Genomic DNA, 18,016 nt, shown 5'->3' with positions numbered 1-18,016 from the left:
ATAAGCAGTTGATTTTATAATCAACTGCTTATTATTTTTATTCAAAAAAACACTTGACTTATGAATAAATATGCTATAAAATAGACACATATTTATTCAAGGGGTGTATATTATGAAAGTGTCGATTGTTGGTATCACTGGATACAGTGGTTTTGAATTGGTTAAAATATTGAATAATCATAAAAAAGTGACGATTGCTTCGATTCATGCCACCAAGGATATTAGCCGACGCTTGTCAGATATCTATCCTTACCTTTCTGGGATTTGTGATTTGGTGATTGAAGCCTTTGACGCGAAAACTATCATGGCAGTTTCTGACTTGGTTTTCTTTGCGACTCCAAGCGGCATCGCTAGTCAATTGGCAGCTCCTTTTGTAGCAGCTGATTTTCCAGTGATTGATTTGTCTGGCGACCATCGTCTGCCTGCAGATGTTTATGAAAAATGGTATCACAAAACCCCAGTAAGCGATGCTGTTTTGAGTCAATTTACCTACGCTTTGACAGAGTGGACAGACCTTAAGGGGAAACGTTTTGTTTCAAATCCTGGTTGCTATGCAACGGCAACAGAACTGGCCTTGCTTCCCTTGTTAAAGGCAGATGTGATTGAGGAAGATGCGATTATTGTTGATGCTAAAAGTGGTTTGACAGGTGCTGGGAAGGCCTTGTCTGAAGCCAGCCATTTCGTCAATGTGCATGATAATTATGTAACTTACAAGCTAAATCACCACCAGCATATTCCTGAAATTGTGCAAATGCTGCAAGAGGTCAACCCTAAGGTGCCGTATATACAATTTTCAACCTCGCTCTTGCCTGTTAATCGTGGAATTATGGCGACGTCTTATGTGAAGTTGAAAAAACCGTTGAGCAAAGCGGAATTAGATGCCATCTATCAAGCGGCTTACGAGGACAAACCTTTCGTGCGTGTGCAAGAGGATTTACCAGAATTGCATAATGTGATTGGGTCTAATTTTACGGATATTGGTTTTCTCTACAATGAGGTGACAAATGTCTTAACGGTGGTGTCTGTGATTGACAATCTGATGAAAGGGGCGGCTGGTCAGGCAGTGCAAAATCTCAATGCCATGATGGGTTGGGATGAAACCGAAGGCTTATTGGTGTCGCCAAGTTATTTATGATAGAAAGAAAGGGTTAGGAGCTTTAAAAAGGAAGCTTTGTGCTTGTGGTTAAAGCTTTAGGTGATTAGGATGAAAGTGATTGAAGGCAATATTGCAAGCCCGCTTGGTTTTTCGGCAGATGGCTTGCACGCAGGGTTTAAGAAAAGAAAAATGGATTTTGGGTGGATTGTGTCAGAAGTCCCAGCCAGTGTGGCAGGTGTTTACACGACCAATAAAGTGATTGCAGCCCCTTTGATTGTGACACGTCAATCGGTGAAAAAAGCTCAAAAAATGAAAGCCATCGTGGTCAATTCGGGTGTGGCCAATTCTTGTACGGGGGTGCAAGGCATGGAAGATGCCTACACCATGCAGCAATGGACAGCTAATAAATTGGGGGTTGAGCCTGATTTGGTGGGGGTAGCTTCAACAGGTGTCATCGGTGATTTGTTGCCAATGGACACGCTCAAAACAGGATTGTCTAAATTGGTGGTCAATGGCAATGCGGATGATTTTTCAAAAGCCATTCTAACAACGGATACAGTCGTCAAAACTGTTGCCGTGACGGAACAATTTGGGCGTGACGAAGTCACCATGGCAGGTGTGGCTAAGGGCTCGGGTATGATTCATCCCAATATGGCAACTATGCTAGCCTTTATCACGTGTGATGCCAATATTTCCAGTGAGACCTTGCAGTTAGCGCTTAGTCAAAATGTGGAAACAACGTTCAATCAAATCACAGTGGACGGTGATACCTCAACCAATGATATGGTCTTGGTCTTGGCTAATGGCTGTACGCTCAATGACGAAATCTTGCCTGACACAGCCGAATTTGAGAAGTTCTCGGCCATGCTCCACTACGTGATGCAAGAACTTGCTAAGAAAATTGCCAAGGACGGTGAAGGCGCAAGCAAACTCATTGAAGTTGTGGTAAAACACGCTCCTAACACCTTTGACGCACGAATGATGGCTAAAAGTGTGGTGGGCTCAAGTCTTGTGAAAACGGCTATTTTCGGCGAGGATCCTAATTGGGGACGTATTTTAGCAGCGCTTGGTTATGCGGGGGTCGATGTCCCTGTTGACAACATTGATATTACTTTAGGAGATGTGCCAGTCATGCTAGGCTCAGGTCCTGTGGCCTTTGATGCCGAGAAAATGCAAGACATCATGCATGAAGAGGTTATTTGTATCACGGTGGATTTGCATTCGGGTGAGGCAACTGGAAAGGCTTGGGGTTGTGATTTATCCTATGATTATGTGAAAATTAACGCTTTGTATCGGACATAAGGGGAAGTTTATGGAACATGTCATTGTCATTAAAATCGGAGGTGTTTCCAGTCAGCACCTATCACAAGAATTCATTCAGCAAATCAAGCAGTGGAAGGCTGAAAACAAGCAAGTGGTTATCGTCCACGGTGGCGGTTTTGCCATCAACCAACTCATGGAAGAAGAACACGTGCCCATTACCAAGAAAAATGGCTTGCGCGTGACCAGACAATCAGATATGAAACTGGTTAGCTATGCCCTGTTGAAAATCGTCGGTGCCAATTTGGTGAAAAAATTGAACCAATCGTCGCTAGATAGCGTCCAACTTTTGTCAAATATGCCAAAAGTGGTACAGGCAGATTTCTTGGACAAGGCGACTTATGGTTATGTGGGCAATGTGTCGCACATCGAGACAGAGATTTTGGAGCAAATGTTGGCAGATCAGATGTTGCCAGTTCTAGCTTCTATTGGTTTTTCTAAGGATGGTAAGATGCTCAATATCAATGCGGATTACCTAGCGACAGCCATTGCCGTTGCTCTTGGGGCTGAAAAATTGGTGCTGATGACAGATGTCAAAGGAGTTTTGGAAAATGGTGCGGTGCTTGATCACTTGTCATCCACTGATTTTCAAGAAAAAATTGATAAAGGAGTCATCACAGGTGGGATGATTCCAAAGATTGAATCAGCGGTCAAGACAGTCCTGGCAGGTGTTGGTGAGGTTTTGATTGGCGATAATTTGCGGGCAGGCACATCCATAGTCTGCTAGGTTAGATTGATGAGGGGACAAGGATGACGAAACTATTTCAAAATTACAAACGCGCAGCGATTGAATTTGTCAAGGCAAAGGACAATTATCTCTTTGACCAAGAGGGCAAGGCTTATTTGGACTTTTCATCAGGAATCGGTGTGACTAATCTTGGTTTTCACCCTACTGTACAGGCGGCATTGCTCAAGCAGGCTCAAGATATTTGGCACACGCCTAATTTATATGAAAACTATCTGCAAGAAGAGGTCGCCAGTAAGTTGATTGGCGATAGGGATTATTTGGCCTTTTTTGCCAATAGCGGAGCAGAAGCCAATGAGGCTGCTATCAAACTAGCCCGTAAGGCAACTGGCAAGCAAGGCATTATCAGTTTTGTGCAGTCTTTTCACGGTCGGACCTATGGCGCCATGTCCGCAACAGGCCAAGACAAAATCAAAACAGGCTTTGGAGATGGTGTGCCGCATTTTAGCTATGCCATTTACAATGATTTGGACAGCGTGAAAGATTTGGTGACCAGCGACACTGCTGCCGTCATGCTGGAATTGGTTCAGGGAGAATCTGGCGTGCGTCCAGCAGACCCTGCCTTTATCACTGCCTTGAGCGCATTTTGTCAGGAAAATGACATCTTGTTCATTGTTGATGAGGTTCAGACGGGCATGGGACGTACGGGCAAGCTTTACGCTTTTGAACATTATGGCATTGAACCTGACATTGTCACCCTCGCCAAAGGTTTGGGAAATGGTGTTCCTGTTGGTGCTATGCTGGGCAAGGCGAAATTTGGGGGGGCTTTTTCTTATGGCAGTCACGGTTCTACCTTTGGAGGCAATAAACTAGTCATGGCAGCAGCCTCAAGCGTTCTTGATGTCATGTTGGCAGAAGACTTTTTGCCACATGTTCTTGAAAAAGGGCAGTATTTACAAACTGCCTTGCAGAAAGCCTTAGCTGAAAATGCAAAAGTGACTGACATTCGTGGCTTGGGTTGCATGATTGGGATTGAAACAACGGAAAATCTTACTGACTTGGTAATCCAAGCACGTGAACAGGGTTTGATTGTCTTAACGGCAGGCAGCAACGTTATTCGCCTTTTGCCACCATTGACTCTGACCAAAGAAAAAATAGACGAAGGTGTTGCCATTCTTACTGATATTTTCGACTAGAAAAAGAATTTTTCTCAAAAGAAACTCTTTTTTGGTTAACAAAAGCATTTTGGCTGAAGTCAAACAAGCACTTCCAGAAGTGGAATTGGATATTTTGAGTGACTTGTATCCTGATTATCAAATCGATGTAGCAGCCGAGCAGGAAAAATTGCGTCAGGTAGATGTGATTGTTTTTCAGTACCCACTGTATTGGTATGCGGTGCCGTCTTTATTGCAAAAATGGCTTGAAAAGGTCTTTGTGCACGGCTTTTCTCATGGTGCTTCTGGGGATGCTTTAAAGGGCAAGTATGTGATTGCATCCTTGACCACTGGAGCTGGCGAGGCAGCTTATCAGGCAGAATCAGGCACCAGCATCGAGGATTTGTTAGCACCCATTCGCTTGACGGCAAAACTCACTCAGCTGAATTATCTTGGACACATTGTCACACACGATGTGTCTTATTCACTACGTCAAGATGCTGACAAGGCACAAGAAATTCTAGCCAAATCTAAAGACCACGCCAAACAACTGATTGCCCTCATTTAACAATTAGACGATTAGTTTTAACAAAAACTAGAAAAACCAGCTTGAGCAAGGAACTCAGGCTGGTTTAATGTCTAACCAAGAACAATTTCCCTTGGGTGGGGATGATGATGGCAAAGGTTAGGATAAGAAAGACTAGCGTCAAAAGGCCAGCAGTGCCATTGACGGTGAGGGAGTACATATAAGGGGACATGCCTTTGGGAGCATAGCTACCCCAAAAAAGAAAGCCTGCAAGAAAATGCCAAAAGTAGCGGACAAAAACAGCTAGACAGCCTCCTAAGCTGGCATAAATCAAAGCACGTCCCTTGTGTTCCTGTCTTAAAGCTTTTTGGAAAGGCGCCGCGAAAAAGCCTGCTAGTCCCATTGAAGCAAAGGCAAAGAGGTATTCAATAACCACTTGCGAAACGGATAAATACCAAACCTTCCCCAAAATAAAGTGCAGCAAGCCCCAAATGGTTCCCGCTAAAATGCCGTATTTTGGCCCACGTCGTAGGGAAAAAAGCACCAAGGGAATAGCACCAAAAGAAGGACTAAACCAGCTAGCAAAATCAGGAATGTAAGACAAGGCCATGGCAAAAGCAGCAACAAGAGCCGTTTCGACCAAGATAGACAATCTAAAACGTTTGGATGACATTAAAAAAGCTCCTTTCACAACAAAGGAGCTTTTTTCTGATTTATTGCACAGGTTATTCAAAACAAAGTTTTATTAACACATGTCACAATCCCTACGCTCGTCCTAACGAGATCAGGTGATCAGGATTTCGCATTTGCGATCTCAGCCTTAAGCACTCCTTTGTGATTCAATTGCCTTTAGTCTATCATGAAAGCGCCATTCTTGTCAAGCATTCTTAACAGCCCTCGCCTAATGATTGGTAAAAGCTACTTGTAAAATAACTCCCCAGTAGTATCTCCAACGCTTTCTTTCCAAATATTTCTTTAAAACAAGCAATTCATCGTTGCGATTGGCTTTTCGGTGTAAGATCTCATCACAAACAAAAGGATACAATCGGTAAGCCAAGTAGGCTATGGAATCGCCCTTTTCAAGTCCTGAGGCACTGTTTAAAAGGGCTTGACGCAGCTCTTCACTAATGACCAGAGTAGGATTATTATAAACCAACTCAATATGATGATAAAATATCTGGCGCTTCCTCTTGCGTCGTTTGTTCATAAACAAGCTAACACCACCCCTCTAATGTTCATTATACCTTATTTCGGTAAAAATGCATCACGAAATCGTTATTGCAGATGGTAGCAGCTACAAAGCCTTTGAAGCAAGTAAAAAGAGAACAGTTTTCCTGCTCTCTTTTCAAAAGGATTAAAGTCCGTAGTTGTAGTCGTCATCCTGCATGGCTTCCACGGTACCAAGCAAGTAACCATTTCCGACTTGACTAAAGAAATCGTGGTTAGACGTCCCCGTTGAAATACCGTTCATGACGATTGGATTGACATCGTCCGCAGTATCAGGGAAAAGTGGGTCTTGTCCGAGATTCATCAAGGCCTTGTTGGCATTGTAACGTAAGAAGGTCAAGACCTCATCTGTCCATCCCACAGCGTCATAGAGGGATCTGGTGTAATTTTCTTCATTTTCGTAGAGCTGGTAGAGCAAGTCATACATCCACTCACGAAAAGCATCTTGTTCGTCTTCTGATAATTCATTGAAACCAAGCTGGAATTTGTAACCGATATAAGTACCGTGAACAGATTCGTCACGAATAATCAGTTTGATAATTTCAGCCACATTGGCTAATTTGTTATTGCCAAGGTAGTAAAGAGGTGTGAAAAATCCTGAATAAAACAAGAATGTTTCCAGAAAAGTAGAGGCTACTTTCTTTTGCAAGGCATCGCCGTTTTCATAAATATCGTTGATGATTTTGGCTTTCTTTTGCAAGTATTCGTTGTTGTTAGTCCACTCAAAAATGGCTTCGATTTCTGATTTGGTGTTGAGTGTTGAGAAAATCGATGAGTAAGATTTGGCGTGGACAGATTCCATGAATTGAATGTTGTTGAGGACAGCTTCTTCATGCGGTGTGCGCACATCTGCTCGAATAGCTTCTACTCCAGATTCAGATTGCATGGTATCAAGTAGGGTAAGACCTCCAAAGACCTTGCCTACCAAGTCTTTTTCTTGTTCAGACAATTGACGCCAGTCATCAAGGTCATTTGATAAAGGAATGCGGGTATCTAGCCAAAATTGTTCGGTCAATTTTTCCCAAGTGGATTTGTCAATGACGTCCTCGATTTCATTCCAGTTAATCGCTTTATAATAAGTTTGTGACATGTTATTCTCCTCGTGTAGCAAAAGGTAGGGTATTAAGTTTTTGCCTTAAATCGTACATGATTCGCATTGGTTAGCGCCAACTTCGTCTCCATCATCGGTAAAGGTACGAATGTAGTAGATAGATTTGAGTCCTTTGTTAAAGGCATAGTGGCGTAAAATGGACAAATCACGTGTGGTTTGCTTGCTTTGCGTTTTCCACTCATAGAGTCCTTGAGGAATGTCGCTGCGCAAGAACAAGGTCAATGACAAGCCTTGGTCAACGTGTTCGGTTGCGGCTGCATAGACATCAATGACTTTTCGCATATCCATATCGTATGCAGATGTGTAATAAGGAATGGTATCGGTTGAAAGTCCAGCAGCAGGGTAGTAGATTTTACCAATTTTCTTTTCCTGGCGTTCTTCGATACGTTGGGTAATGGGGTGAAGGGACGCTGACACATCGTTGATGTAAGAAATAGACCCATTTGGTGCAACGGCTAAACGGTTTTGGTGGTAAAGCCCATCTGCCATGACCGCATCACGCAGTTTAGCCCAATCTTGACCGCTAGGGATGAAGTGGTCTGCAAACAAGTCTTTCACACGGTCAGAAGTTGGCACGTATTTTCCTGTGATGTATTTATCAAAATAGCTACCGTCAGCGTAAGCTGATTTGTCAAAACCGACAAAGGTTTGCTGGCGTTCACGAGCAATGTTATTTGATTCGACCAAGGTCCAATAGTTCAACAACATGAAGTAGATGTTGGTAAATTCGATCGATTCGGGGCTACCGTAGTGAATGTGGTGTTGGGCGAGGTAAGTGTGTAAGCCCATGGCACCAAGTCCAAAGGTGTGTGCTTGGTCATTGCCGTTTTTGATGGTTGGAACAGCTTCGATAGATGATGTATCTGATACGAAGGTCAAGGCGCGTGTCATTGCCTTAATAGAGCGTCCAAAATCAGGTGAAGTCATCATGTTGACCACGTTGGTTGACCCAAGGTTACATGAGATATCTGTTCCCATTTTAACGTATTCCTGAGCATCGTTAATCTCACTTGGTGTTTGCACTTGAAGGACCTCAGAGCACAAGTTAGACATGATGATTTTACCGTCAATTGGGTTGGTACGGTTAGCGGTGTCAATATTGACCACATAAGGGTAGCCTGATTCTTGTTGCAATTTTGAGACTTCAGTTTCCAAATCACGTGCCTTAATTTTGGTTTTGACGATATTAGGGTTTGCCACCATGTTATCGTATTCGGCTGTAATGTCCACATAGCTATATGGCACACCGTATTCACGCTCAACGCTGTAAGGGCTAAAGAGGTACATATCGTCGTTGTTACGAGCTAATTCGTAAAATTTATCAGGGACGGTGATACCTAGTGAAAGGGTCTTAACACGCACTTTTTCATCAGCATTTTCTTTTTTAGTCGATAGAAAAGCCATGATGTCTGGATGAAAGACATCCAAATACACTGCACCAGCACCTTGACGTTGCCCCAATTGGTTAGAATAAGAGAAACTGTCTTCAAAAAGTTTCATGACAGGAACAACTCCAGATGCTGCGCCTTCATAACCCTTGATTGGCGCGCCAGCTTCACGAAGGTTTGAGAGGCTAATGCCCACACCACCTCCGATACGTGACAATTGCAAAGCTGAATTGATAGAACGCCCAATGGAATTCATGTCATCAGTGACCGAAATCAAAAAGCAAGACACAAATTCACCGCGACGGCTACGTCCAGCATTTAAGAAAGATGGTGTAGCAGGCTGGTAACGTTGGTGAATCATTTCTGTGGCCAAATCGCGCGCTAAAGCTTCATCGCCATCTGCAAAATAAAGGGCGTTAAACAAGACACGGTCTTCGATGCTTTCAAGGTATTGTGTGCCATCGTTGGTTTTTAAGGCATATTGTTGGTAAAACTTGTAGGCAGCCATGAATGATTTGAATTGGAAGTGTTGTGCTTGCAAGTCTTTGGCTAAGGCCTCAATAAATTCCGGTGTGTATTTGCCGATAAAAGCCGCTTCGATGTAGTCATTGTCAATCAAATAGCGGATTTTAGCCGTAATGGAATCAAAAGCCATGGTGTTTGGAATGACATTTTCACGAAAGAAGGCTTCGAGAGCTTCTCTATCTTTGTGAAGAGGAATTTGACCATTGATAGGTCGGTTAATTTCATTGTTTAGGCGGAAATAAGACACATCGCCAAGATTTTTTAAACTCATAATTACGATACAAAAGCCTACCTAACAAAAAGAAGAGGCAGACTTTATTTCCTTTCTGTGCTTGGGTTAGAGTTAAAGCAAGGCTTTTAACTTAGCAGGTTGAAAACCAGAGAAAATGATATCTCCTGATTTAATAACGGGAGCAGCGGTAAAGCCTAGATTTTTGACATATTCAATCATTTCAGGACGTTCGTCGATATTAATTTCTTGATAGTTTGCTCCCTCATTATCAAGGAGTTTTTTCGTCATTTTACATTGAATGCAGTTGTTTTTTGAATAAATGGTAATGGTATTAGCCATCTGACATCGACCTTTCTAAATGTTTTAAGTGTACTGTTCTACTTATCTAGCATACCCAAAAAAGAGGAAAAAAGCAAGCTAAAGTGCTTCAAAAAATACTATATATTGTGTTTTTTATGGTCAAATAGCACAAAATATAGTAACCAAGCGGCTTGACGGGGATTGTTTTGAAAACACCTTGCTAACACTATATGTTATAAAAACTAACACATAACAAAATAAAACTTGACACAATATTCTGAAAGTTGTATAATGTATGAAAATTTATACTATTTTAAGGGGGATGTTTATGAGTAAGTTTTTATCTGATTTTTCCTTCAAGGAAAGCCAATATTCCTATTACGACATTGAGCGCGTGGTGACTTCCTACGGAGGAGATATTCATAAAATCCCTTACACCATTCGTATTTTACTTGAAAGTTTACTCAGAAAATACGACGGAAAAGATGTAACGAAAAATCACATAAAAGCCTTGGCGACCTATCAAGCTAAGCAGCCCAGTGGTGAAATCCCATTTAAGCCTAGTCGCGTGATTTTACAGGATTTTACGGGAATTCCGGTAGTTGTTGATTTGGCTTCTATGCGAGATGCGGTGGTTGCACATGGTGGCAATCCCCAACTCATTAACCCTGAAATTCCAGTGGATTTGGTGATTGACCACAGTGTTCAGGTGGATGTTTTTGGTTGTGATTCAGCTTTGGAAGATAATATGACGCTTGAATTTCAACGCAATAATGAGCGCTACACCTTTCTAAAATGGGCGGAAAAAGCCTTTGACAATTACCGTGTGATTCCGCCTGCGACAGGGATTATCCACCAAGTCAACATTGAATTTTTAAGCGATGTGGTGATTGAACAAGACGGCTTGTTGTACCCTGATTCCATGTTTGGAACGGACAGCCACACCACGATGATTAATGGTATTGGTGTTCTTGGCTGGGGTGTCGGTGGTATCGAGGCAGAGGCCGCTATGCTGGGCGAAGCCTCTTTCTTTCCCATTCCTGAAGTGGTTGGCGTGCATTTGACAGGCAAATTGTCTAAGTTAGCGACAGCAACGGATTTGGCCTTGAAGGTTACGCAAGTGCTTCGACAAGCTCATGTGGTTGGCAAATTTGTTGAATATTTTGGGGAAGGTTTAACCAGTTTGACCTTGGCAGAACGAGCAACAGTTGCCAACATGGCACCTGAGTACGGCGCGACCTGTGGTTACTTTCCGATTGACGATGAAACCTTGAATTATATGCGTTTGACCAATCGTTCTAGCGAACATATTGACTTGACAAAGGCTTATGCCAAGCAAAATCACCTATTTTACAATCCTGAGCATCAGGCGGATTATACGACTGTTATTGAGATTGATTTGTCAACGATTACGCCAAGCATCGCTGGACCAAAACGTCCGCAGGATTTGATTGATTTGACCCAAGCCAAACAAGCTTTTCAAGACAGTTTGGTGCGTGAGGCAGGTGTTCAGGGGTTTGGTTTGACAGCAGATGAACTGGATAAGGCCGCTACAGTTCAGTTTGAGCAAGAAACTGTTGACATTAGAACAGGGCACGTGGCGATTGCGGCCATCACGTCATGTACCAATACCTCTAATCCTTATGTATTGATGGCAGCGGGCTTATTAGCGAAAAATGCGGTTGCACGTGGCTTGAAAGTGGCTCCGACAGTCAAGACGTCTTTGGCTCCAGGCTCTAAGGTGGTCACAGGTTACTTGCGCCAATCAGGTCTACAAGCTTATTTGGACCAGCTTGGCTTTAATCTCGTTGGTTATGGTTGCACCACTTGTATTGGAAATTCAGGCAATTTGTTGCCAGAGGTAACAGAAGCGATTACAAAGTCGGATTTGTTAGTATCAGCGGTCTTGTCAGGCAATCGTAATTTTGAAGGGCGGGTCAATCCGCTTGTCAAAGCTAACTTTTTGGCAAGTCCACCTCTAGTAGTGGCCTACGCTCTTGCTGGCAATACTAATGTGGATTTGACCAGTGAGCCGCTTGGTTTTGACCACAATCAAGACCCTGTTTACCTAAAAGATCTTATGCCAAGCCATGACGAGGTTGCCCAATACGTTGATCGTTATGTGACCCGCCAGTTGTTTGAGGATGAGTACCAGCACGTTTTCACTGACAATGAGCAATGGAATCACATTGATACTCAGAACAGCTTGATTTACCCATGGAAGGCAGATTCTACCTACATTCAAAACCCGCCGTATTTTGATGGTTTGGATAATCAAATCACAATCAAACCGCTACGCCATTTGCGTGTTTTAGCTAAATTTGGTGACAGTGTCACGACTGACCATATCTCGCCAGCGGGAAATATCTCAAGAAATAGCCCTGCAGCAAATTACCTTGAAGAACACGGCGTGACTTATGCTGATTTTAATTCTTACGGCAGTCGCCGTGGTAATCATGAGGTCATGATGCGAGGAACCTTTGCCAATATTCGCATTCAAAATCAGTTGGCGGCTGGCAAAGTGGGCGGTTACACGACTTATGAGGGTGACGTGATGCCTATTTACGATGCGGCTATGCATTATAAAGCTGATAACGTGGCGACCTTGGTCATTGCAGGAAAAGATTACGGCATGGGTTCTAGTCGGGACTGGGCAGCCAAGGGAGCAAATCTTCTTGGAGTCAAAGCCGTGCTGGCTGAAAGTTTTGAACGCATTCACCACTCAAATCTAATCATGATGGGGATTTTACCGCTGCAATTTTTAGATGGTGAAACAGCTGATAGCCTTGGTTTAACAGGATTTGAAAGCTATGATATCGAACTGCCAGAAAATCCAAGTATTCATGATGTGGTTGATGTTGTGGCGCGTGATGCCTCAGGTGACAAACGCTTTAAAGCCATGGTGTGTTTTGATGCGGCAGCAGATATTCGCTACTATAAAAACGGTGGTATTTTGCCAATGGTGGTTCGTAAAAAGTTGGAGGGAGTAGCTTATGATGGAAAGTGAAGGCATGAAAGACTTAATTGCCTGCCAAACGCGTATTAGCGCGATTGTTGACGATCAGTTGTCTTATGCAGGCTATAATATTTCAGAATTGATGGACAATGAAGCGAGTTTTGAAGAGGTTATCTATCTTCTTTGGAACCTGCATTTGCCCAATCAGAAAGAATTGGCTGATTTTACTGCGGAGTTGCGTGCCAATTATGGCATTAGCGATGCGATTGAACAGTGTTTGTTGATTCAGTCACGTCGCCATCTGCACCCCATGAGTGTCTTACGTTCAACGGTCAGTCTGCTTGGGGTGTACAACGTTCATGCTGAGGATACTTCAGAAGAAGCTGTTTATGAGCAATCCATTCAATTAATGGCAAAAATGCCCACTATTATTGCGGCATTTGCTCGTTTGCGCTCAGGGCAGACACCCATAGCACCGCGTGAGGATTTGTCTATCGCAGCCAACTTTTTGTATATGCTAAAAGGAGAAGAGCCAACTCCTCTGCAAGTTAAGGCGCTCAATCGTGCCTTGGTCCTACACGCTGATCATGAGTTAAATGCTTCTACCTTTGCTGCGCGTGTGTGTGCTTCGACCTTGGCAGATATCTATTCTTGCGTGACCACTGCTATCGGTACCCTAAAAGGCCCTCTGCACGGTGGGGCAAATGAACGTGTTTTTGATATGCTAACAGACATTCGTGAAATGGGAGATAGCGAGGCCTATTTACAGGAAAAACTCGCCTGCAAGGAAAAAATCATGGGCTTTGGGCACCGTGTTTATAAAAAACAAGACCCGCGTGAAAAATACTTGCGAGATATGGCAGAAGAATTGACCAAAGGCACAGAAGATGAGGTTTGGTTTGATTTGTCGCGTGAGGTGGAAGATTACATGAAAAATGCCAAGGGGCTGATTCCAAATGTCGATTTCTACTCAGCGACAGTTTATCATGTGCTTGGCATTGACAGTTCCATCTACACTTTGATTTTTGCCATGAGCCGTGTATCAGGTTGGATTGCCCATATTCAAGAGCAACAACGCCATAACAAACTCATTCGCCCACGTTCAGACTATGTTGGCTTTGTGGATTTGACTTACATTCCCATGGAAGCGCGTTAGAAAGGATAGCTATGTCAGAAAAAATCACTTTGGAAAATGGCCGTTTGTCTGTGCCTAATCATCCTGTCATTCCGTTCATTGAAGGGGACGGGATTGGGCAAGATATTTGGAAAAATGCGCGTGCGGTTTTTGATGCGGCAGTAGCAAAAGCCTATCACGGTCAAAAAACAATTCAGTGGCTGGAAGTCTTGGCAGGTCAAAAGGCGCACAAAACCACGGGTCAATGGCTGCCTGATGACACACTTGAGGCAATCAAAGAATATTTAGTTGCCATCAAAGGGCCTCTAGAAACGCCTGTTGGTGGTGGTATTCGCTCGCTCAATGTCACCTTGCGTCAAGAATTGGATTTGTATGCTTGCGTGCGTCCTGTGCGGTATTTTCAAGGCATTGAAAGCCCGCTCAAAGAACCTGAAAAAATCAATATCACCATTTTTCGGGAAAATACAGAGGACATTTATGCGGGAATTGAGTGGCAAGCTGGTAGCTCAGAAGCCAAGCAAGTGATTGCTTTTTTGCAAAAAAACATGGGGGTTAACAAAATCCGTTTTCCTGAAAGCAGTAGCATTGGTATCAAACCCATTTCAAAAGAAGGGAGTGAGCGTCTGATTCGCTCAACCATTGAATACGCCCTGACCAATAACCTCGCTAAAGTTACCCTTATTCATAAGGGTAACATTCAAAAATTCACAGAAGGTGGTTTCCGAAAATGGGGCTATGAACTCGCTCAAAGAGAGTACGCCGATGAACTTGCCAGCGGAAAATTAGTTATCAATGACATCATTGCGGACAATTTTTTGCAGCAAATTCTGTTTAATCCTGAAGCTTTTGATGTGGTGGCGCTGACCAATCTGAATGGGGATTATGCCAGCGATGCCTTGGCAGCACAGGTGGGAGGTATTGGCATTTCACCAGGTGCTAACATCAATTACAGCACAGGTCATGCCATTTTTGAGGCGACACATGGCACAGCGCCTGATATAGCAGGGCAAGACAAGGCTAATCCCTGCTCGCTGCTCTTGTCAGGTTGTATGTTATTTGATTACATCGGCTGGACAGAAGTGGCTCGTCGCATCACGACGGCTATTGAAAAGACCTTGGCTCAAGGCTATGTCACTGCTGATTTAGCACACGGTAAGACTGCCTATTCAACCAGCGACTTTGCCGCCAAAGTCATCGACTATTTGTAAAAAGATAACCTAGGATATGTTTTGGTCCTAGGCTTTTTGCTGCCGCCGACATGATATTGATTTTTACCCCAAAAAAGCTTATAATCTTGATAGAAAAGGTAGGTTTTTATGGAATATTCATTGACAGACATTATTTTTTTATTTTTTATTTATTCGTTTGTAGGCTGGCTCTGGGAAACCATTTATTGTTCCATCAAAGATAGAAAATTTGCTTATCGTGGTTTCTTGGCTGGACCTTACTGCCCTGTATATGGCTTTGCGGTGACAACCGTTCTGGTGGCGACAAAACCTTTTCAGAGTCATTTGCTATGGCTGTTTTTGAGTGGGATGCTGGTAGCGACCGTGTTCGAATACGTGGCAGCATGGTTACTAGAAACTCTCTTTCACATGAAGTTGTGGGATTACAGCAATGAATTTGGAAATATCCAAGGACGTATCGCCCCAGCCATCTCACTGTTTTGGGGCTTTGGGATTGTGATTTTAGTTAAATTCATCCAGCCAAGCGTGATGTGGCTGATTGCCCATACGAGCGATTGGGTTGCCTTAGCTATTGTAATTATCATGACAGCGGATTTCATTTGGACAGTGACAGATACAGTGAAATTCCAACAAGCAGCCAGCTCTTTTGAAAAATATGCGCATGCAGAACAAGAACGCTTGCACGAGTCCGTTAAAAAAGAATTTGGCGACTTGGCTCAGCAAACCGAAGTCTTTAGCAAGCGCTTAGAAGATTTACGCCTGCACATCAATGAACGCTTGAAAGCAAGAGGTATCGAACCTTTCCGTTTCAACCAACGCCGCCTCTTGAGAAACTACCGTCAATTCCGTTTGACGACAGCGCCATTTTTAAATGATATCCGTCGCAAACAAGAAGACGCCAAACAAAATCAAAAAAACAAGAAATGAGAACGAAGTCTGGAATGAAAATTCCAGACTTTTATCATAAAAGTGTTTCTTTTTTGCTGTATTTAATGAAGGAAAAGTGATTTTTACCACCTTAAATTTACACCGATCCAATGAATGGTAAGTGCTTGAAAATAAAATTATATTGTGCTATAATCAATTCTTGTAAGGGTTATCAATTGTTGATAATTCAAAAAAACATAATAAAAGGAGAACCAATTATGGCTTCAAAAGATTTTCACATTGTTGCAGAAACAGGTATTCACGCACGTCCAGCTACTTTGCTTGTTCAAACAGCTAGCAAATTCGCTTCAGATATCACTTTAGACTACAAAGGTAAAGTTGTAAACCTTAAATCTATCATGGGTGTTATGAGCTTGGGTGTTGGTCAAGGTGCTGACGTTACTATCTCAGCTGAAGGTGCTGACGCTGACGACGCACTTGCTGCTATCGAAGAAACAATGACTAAAGAAGGATTGGCTTAAAAATGACAGAGAAGCTTAAAGGGATTGCAGCATCAGATGGTGTTGCTGTTGCTAAAGCGTATTTACTCGTTCAACCGGATTTGTCATTTGAAACTGTTACAGTTGAAGATACAAGTGCAGAGGAAGCTCGTTTAGATGCTGCATTGCAAGCATCTAAAGACGAGCTTTCTGTTATTCGCGAGAAAGCAGTAGAAACACTTGGTGAAGAAGCAGCAGCTGTGTTTGACGCACACTTGATGGTTCTTTCTGACCCAGAAATGATTGGTCAAATTAAAGAAACAATCCGTGCCAAACAAATTAACGCTGAAGCAGGTCTTAAAGAAGTAACTGATATGTTTATTACTATCTTTGAAGGTATGGAAGACAACCCATACATGCAAGAACGTGCGGCTGATATCCGCGACGTTGCAAAACGTGTATTGGCTCACCTTATCGGTGTTAAACTTCCAAACCCTGCTACAATTGACGAAGAATCAATTGTTATTGCTAACGATTTGACACCATCTGACACCGCTCAATTAAACAAAAAATTTGTAAAAGCGTTTGTCACTAACATTGGTGGACGTACAAGTCACTCAGCTATCATGGCACGTACTTTGGAAATCGCTGCTGTTCTTGGAACAAACGATATCACAAGCCGTGTTAAAGATGGTGATACTGTAGCCGTTAATGGTATTACTGGTGATGTTATTATCAATCCAACAGAAGAGGAAATTGCTGAATTTAAAGCTGCTGGTGAAGCATATGCTAAGCAAAAAGCTGAATGGGCTATTCTTAAAGATGCCAAAACAGTTACTGCTGATGGCAAACACTTTGAATTAGCAGCAAACATCGGTACTCCTAAAGATGTTGAAGGCGTTAACGCTAACGGTGCAGAAGCAGTCGGTCTTTACCGTACTGAGTTCTTGTACATGGATTCACAAGATTTCCCAACTGAAGATGAACAATACGAAGCTTACAAAGCTGTTCTTGAAGGCATGAACGGTAAACCAGTTGTGGTTCGTACCATGGATATCGGTGGGGACAAAGAACTTCCATACTTTGACCTTCCAAAAGAAATGAATCCATTCCTAGGATTCCGTGCTCTTCGTATCTCAATTTCAGAAACAGGTCAAGATATGTTCCGTACACAATTGCGTGCGCTTCTTCGTGCGTCTGTTCACGGACATCTTCGTATCATGTTCCCAATGGTTGCTCTTCTTAAAGAGTTCCGCGCAGCGAAAGCTATCTTCGAAGAAGAAAAAGCTAAACTTAAAGCTGAAGGTATTGCCGTTGCAGATGATATTGAAGTAGGTATCATGATTGAAATCCCAGCTGCAGCTATGCTAGCTGACCAATTTGCTAAAGAAGTTGACTTCTTCTCAATTGGTACAAATGACCTTATTCAATACACAATGGCTGCTGACCGTATGAACGAACAAGTTTCATACCTTTACCAACCATATAACCCATCAATCCTTCGCTTGATTAACAACGTTATCAAAGCAGCTCACGCTGAGGGTAAATGGGCAGGTATGTGTGGTGAAATGGCCGGAGATCAACAAGCTGTTCCACTTCTTGTCGGAATGGGTCTTGACGAATTCTCTATGTCAGCAACTTCAGTTCTTCGTACGCGTAGCCTTATGAAGACACTTGACACTGCTAAAATGCAAGAGTATGCAAACCGTGCTCTTACAGAATGCTCAACTATGGAAGAAGTTCTTGAACTTAGCAAGGAATACGTTGACTAATTAGCAGCATTATTAGACTTTTAAAGACTGTTTTG

At 42.8% G+C, this 18,016-nt stretch carries 16 protein-coding genes and 1 riboswitch; of the genes, 11 read left to right on the top strand and 5 right to left on the bottom strand.

The window, feature by feature from the left end; genetic code table 11:
- The first annotated feature begins 112 nt into the window (after positions 1-112).
- From argC to HFK82_RS04720, 5 genes are all read left to right on the top strand, one after another.
- Positions 113-1,135: an N-acetyl-gamma-glutamyl-phosphate reductase gene (argC, locus tag HFK82_RS04740; RefSeq protein ID WP_168260990.1), complete on the top strand. Its 1,023-nt coding sequence runs from the start codon at positions 113-115 to the stop codon at positions 1,133-1,135.
- A 69-nt stretch (positions 1,136-1,204) separates the two neighbouring features.
- Positions 1,205-2,398 carry a bifunctional ornithine acetyltransferase/N-acetylglutamate synthase gene (argJ, locus tag HFK82_RS04735; RefSeq protein WP_168260989.1) on the top strand — a complete coding sequence of 398 codons (1,194 nt, stop codon included), beginning with the start codon at positions 1,205-1,207 and terminating at the stop codon, positions 2,396-2,398.
- A 10-nt stretch (positions 2,399-2,408) separates the two neighbouring features.
- Positions 2,409-3,143, top strand: a complete 735-nt coding sequence (gene argB, locus HFK82_RS04730; RefSeq protein ID WP_168260988.1) for an acetylglutamate kinase — start codon at positions 2,409-2,411, stop codon at positions 3,141-3,143.
- Positions 3,144-3,166: 23 nt separating this feature from the next.
- Positions 3,167-4,297 carry an acetylornithine transaminase gene (locus HFK82_RS04725; protein WP_168260987.1) on the top strand — a complete coding sequence of 377 codons (1,131 nt, stop codon included), beginning with the start codon at positions 3,167-3,169 and terminating at the stop codon, positions 4,295-4,297.
- Positions 4,281-4,823 (top strand): NAD(P)H-dependent oxidoreductase, encoded by a 543-nt coding sequence (locus tag HFK82_RS04720; RefSeq protein WP_154454419.1) that lies wholly within the window; start codon positions 4,281-4,283, stop codon positions 4,821-4,823. The genes HFK82_RS04725 and HFK82_RS04720 overlap by 17 nt, the downstream gene beginning before the upstream one ends.
- A 64-nt stretch (positions 4,824-4,887) precedes the next feature.
- On the opposite strand, the gene thiT is transcribed toward HFK82_RS04720, so the two are convergent.
- From thiT to nrdH, 5 genes are all read right to left on the bottom strand, one after another.
- On the bottom strand, positions 4,888-5,454 hold the full coding sequence (gene thiT, locus HFK82_RS04715) for an energy-coupled thiamine transporter ThiT (protein WP_168260986.1): 567 nt from the start codon (positions 5,452-5,454) through the stop codon (positions 4,888-4,890).
- 71 nt (positions 5,455-5,525) lie between these two features.
- Positions 5,526-5,623, bottom strand: a riboswitch (TPP riboswitch).
- Positions 5,624-5,682: 59 nt separating this feature from the next.
- Positions 5,683-5,988: a bacteriocin immunity protein gene (locus HFK82_RS04710; RefSeq protein WP_168260985.1), complete on the bottom strand. Its 306-nt coding sequence runs from the start codon at positions 5,986-5,988 to the stop codon at positions 5,683-5,685.
- A gap of 147 nt (positions 5,989-6,135) precedes the next feature.
- Positions 6,136-7,098 (bottom strand): class 1b ribonucleoside-diphosphate reductase subunit beta, encoded by a 963-nt coding sequence (nrdF, locus tag HFK82_RS04705; RefSeq protein ID WP_154454400.1) that lies wholly within the window; start codon positions 7,096-7,098, stop codon positions 6,136-6,138.
- Positions 7,099-7,143: 45 nt separating this feature from the next.
- The gene (gene nrdE / locus HFK82_RS04700; protein WP_154454399.1) at positions 7,144-9,303 is read right to left on the bottom strand and encodes a class 1b ribonucleoside-diphosphate reductase subunit alpha; all 2,160 of its coding nucleotides are present in this window, start codon (positions 9,301-9,303) and stop codon (positions 7,144-7,146) included.
- Between the two features lie 72 nt (positions 9,304-9,375).
- Positions 9,376-9,603 carry a glutaredoxin-like protein NrdH gene (nrdH, locus tag HFK82_RS04695; RefSeq protein ID WP_168260984.1) on the bottom strand — a complete coding sequence of 76 codons (228 nt, stop codon included), beginning with the start codon at positions 9,601-9,603 and terminating at the stop codon, positions 9,376-9,378.
- 289 nt (positions 9,604-9,892) lie between these two features.
- Here nrdH and acnA point away from each other — a divergent pair, with 289 nt between their 5' ends.
- The 6 genes from acnA to ptsP all read left to right on the top strand — a co-directional run bounded on the left by acnA (position 9,893) and on the right by ptsP (position 17,981).
- Positions 9,893-12,571: an aconitate hydratase AcnA gene (acnA, locus tag HFK82_RS04690; RefSeq protein WP_168260983.1), complete on the top strand. Its 2,679-nt coding sequence runs from the start codon at positions 9,893-9,895 to the stop codon at positions 12,569-12,571.
- The gene (locus HFK82_RS04685; protein WP_168260982.1) at positions 12,558-13,676 is read left to right on the top strand and encodes a citrate synthase; all 1,119 of its coding nucleotides are present in this window, start codon (positions 12,558-12,560) and stop codon (positions 13,674-13,676) included. Before acnA ends, HFK82_RS04685 begins: the two co-directional genes overlap by 14 nt.
- An 11-nt stretch (positions 13,677-13,687) precedes the next feature.
- Positions 13,688-14,863, top strand: a complete 1,176-nt coding sequence (icd, locus tag HFK82_RS04680) for an NADP-dependent isocitrate dehydrogenase (RefSeq protein WP_168260981.1) — start codon at positions 13,688-13,690, stop codon at positions 14,861-14,863.
- 108 nt (positions 14,864-14,971) lie between these two features.
- Positions 14,972-15,769, top strand: coding sequence for a putative ABC transporter permease (locus tag HFK82_RS04675; RefSeq protein ID WP_154454394.1), 798 nt, complete (start codon positions 14,972-14,974; stop codon positions 15,767-15,769).
- Between the two features lie 218 nt (positions 15,770-15,987).
- A complete protein-coding gene (locus HFK82_RS04670) occupies positions 15,988-16,251 on the top strand; it encodes a phosphocarrier protein HPr (protein WP_168260980.1) in 264 nt (87 codons plus the stop codon).
- Between the two features lie 2 nt (positions 16,252-16,253).
- Positions 16,254-17,981, top strand: coding sequence for a phosphoenolpyruvate--protein phosphotransferase (gene ptsP / locus HFK82_RS04665; RefSeq protein ID WP_168260979.1), 1,728 nt, complete (start codon positions 16,254-16,256; stop codon positions 17,979-17,981).
- Positions 17,982-18,016: the final 35 nt, after the last annotated feature.

Origin of the sequence: Streptococcus alactolyticus (genome assembly GCF_012277075.1) — a bacterium.
In the GTDB taxonomy this organism is placed as follows: domain Bacteria; phylum Bacillota; class Bacilli; order Lactobacillales; family Streptococcaceae; genus Streptococcus; species Streptococcus alactolyticus.
Note: the sequence above shows the minus strand (reverse complement) of the source record. Positions and strands in the feature narration are given on the sequence as shown.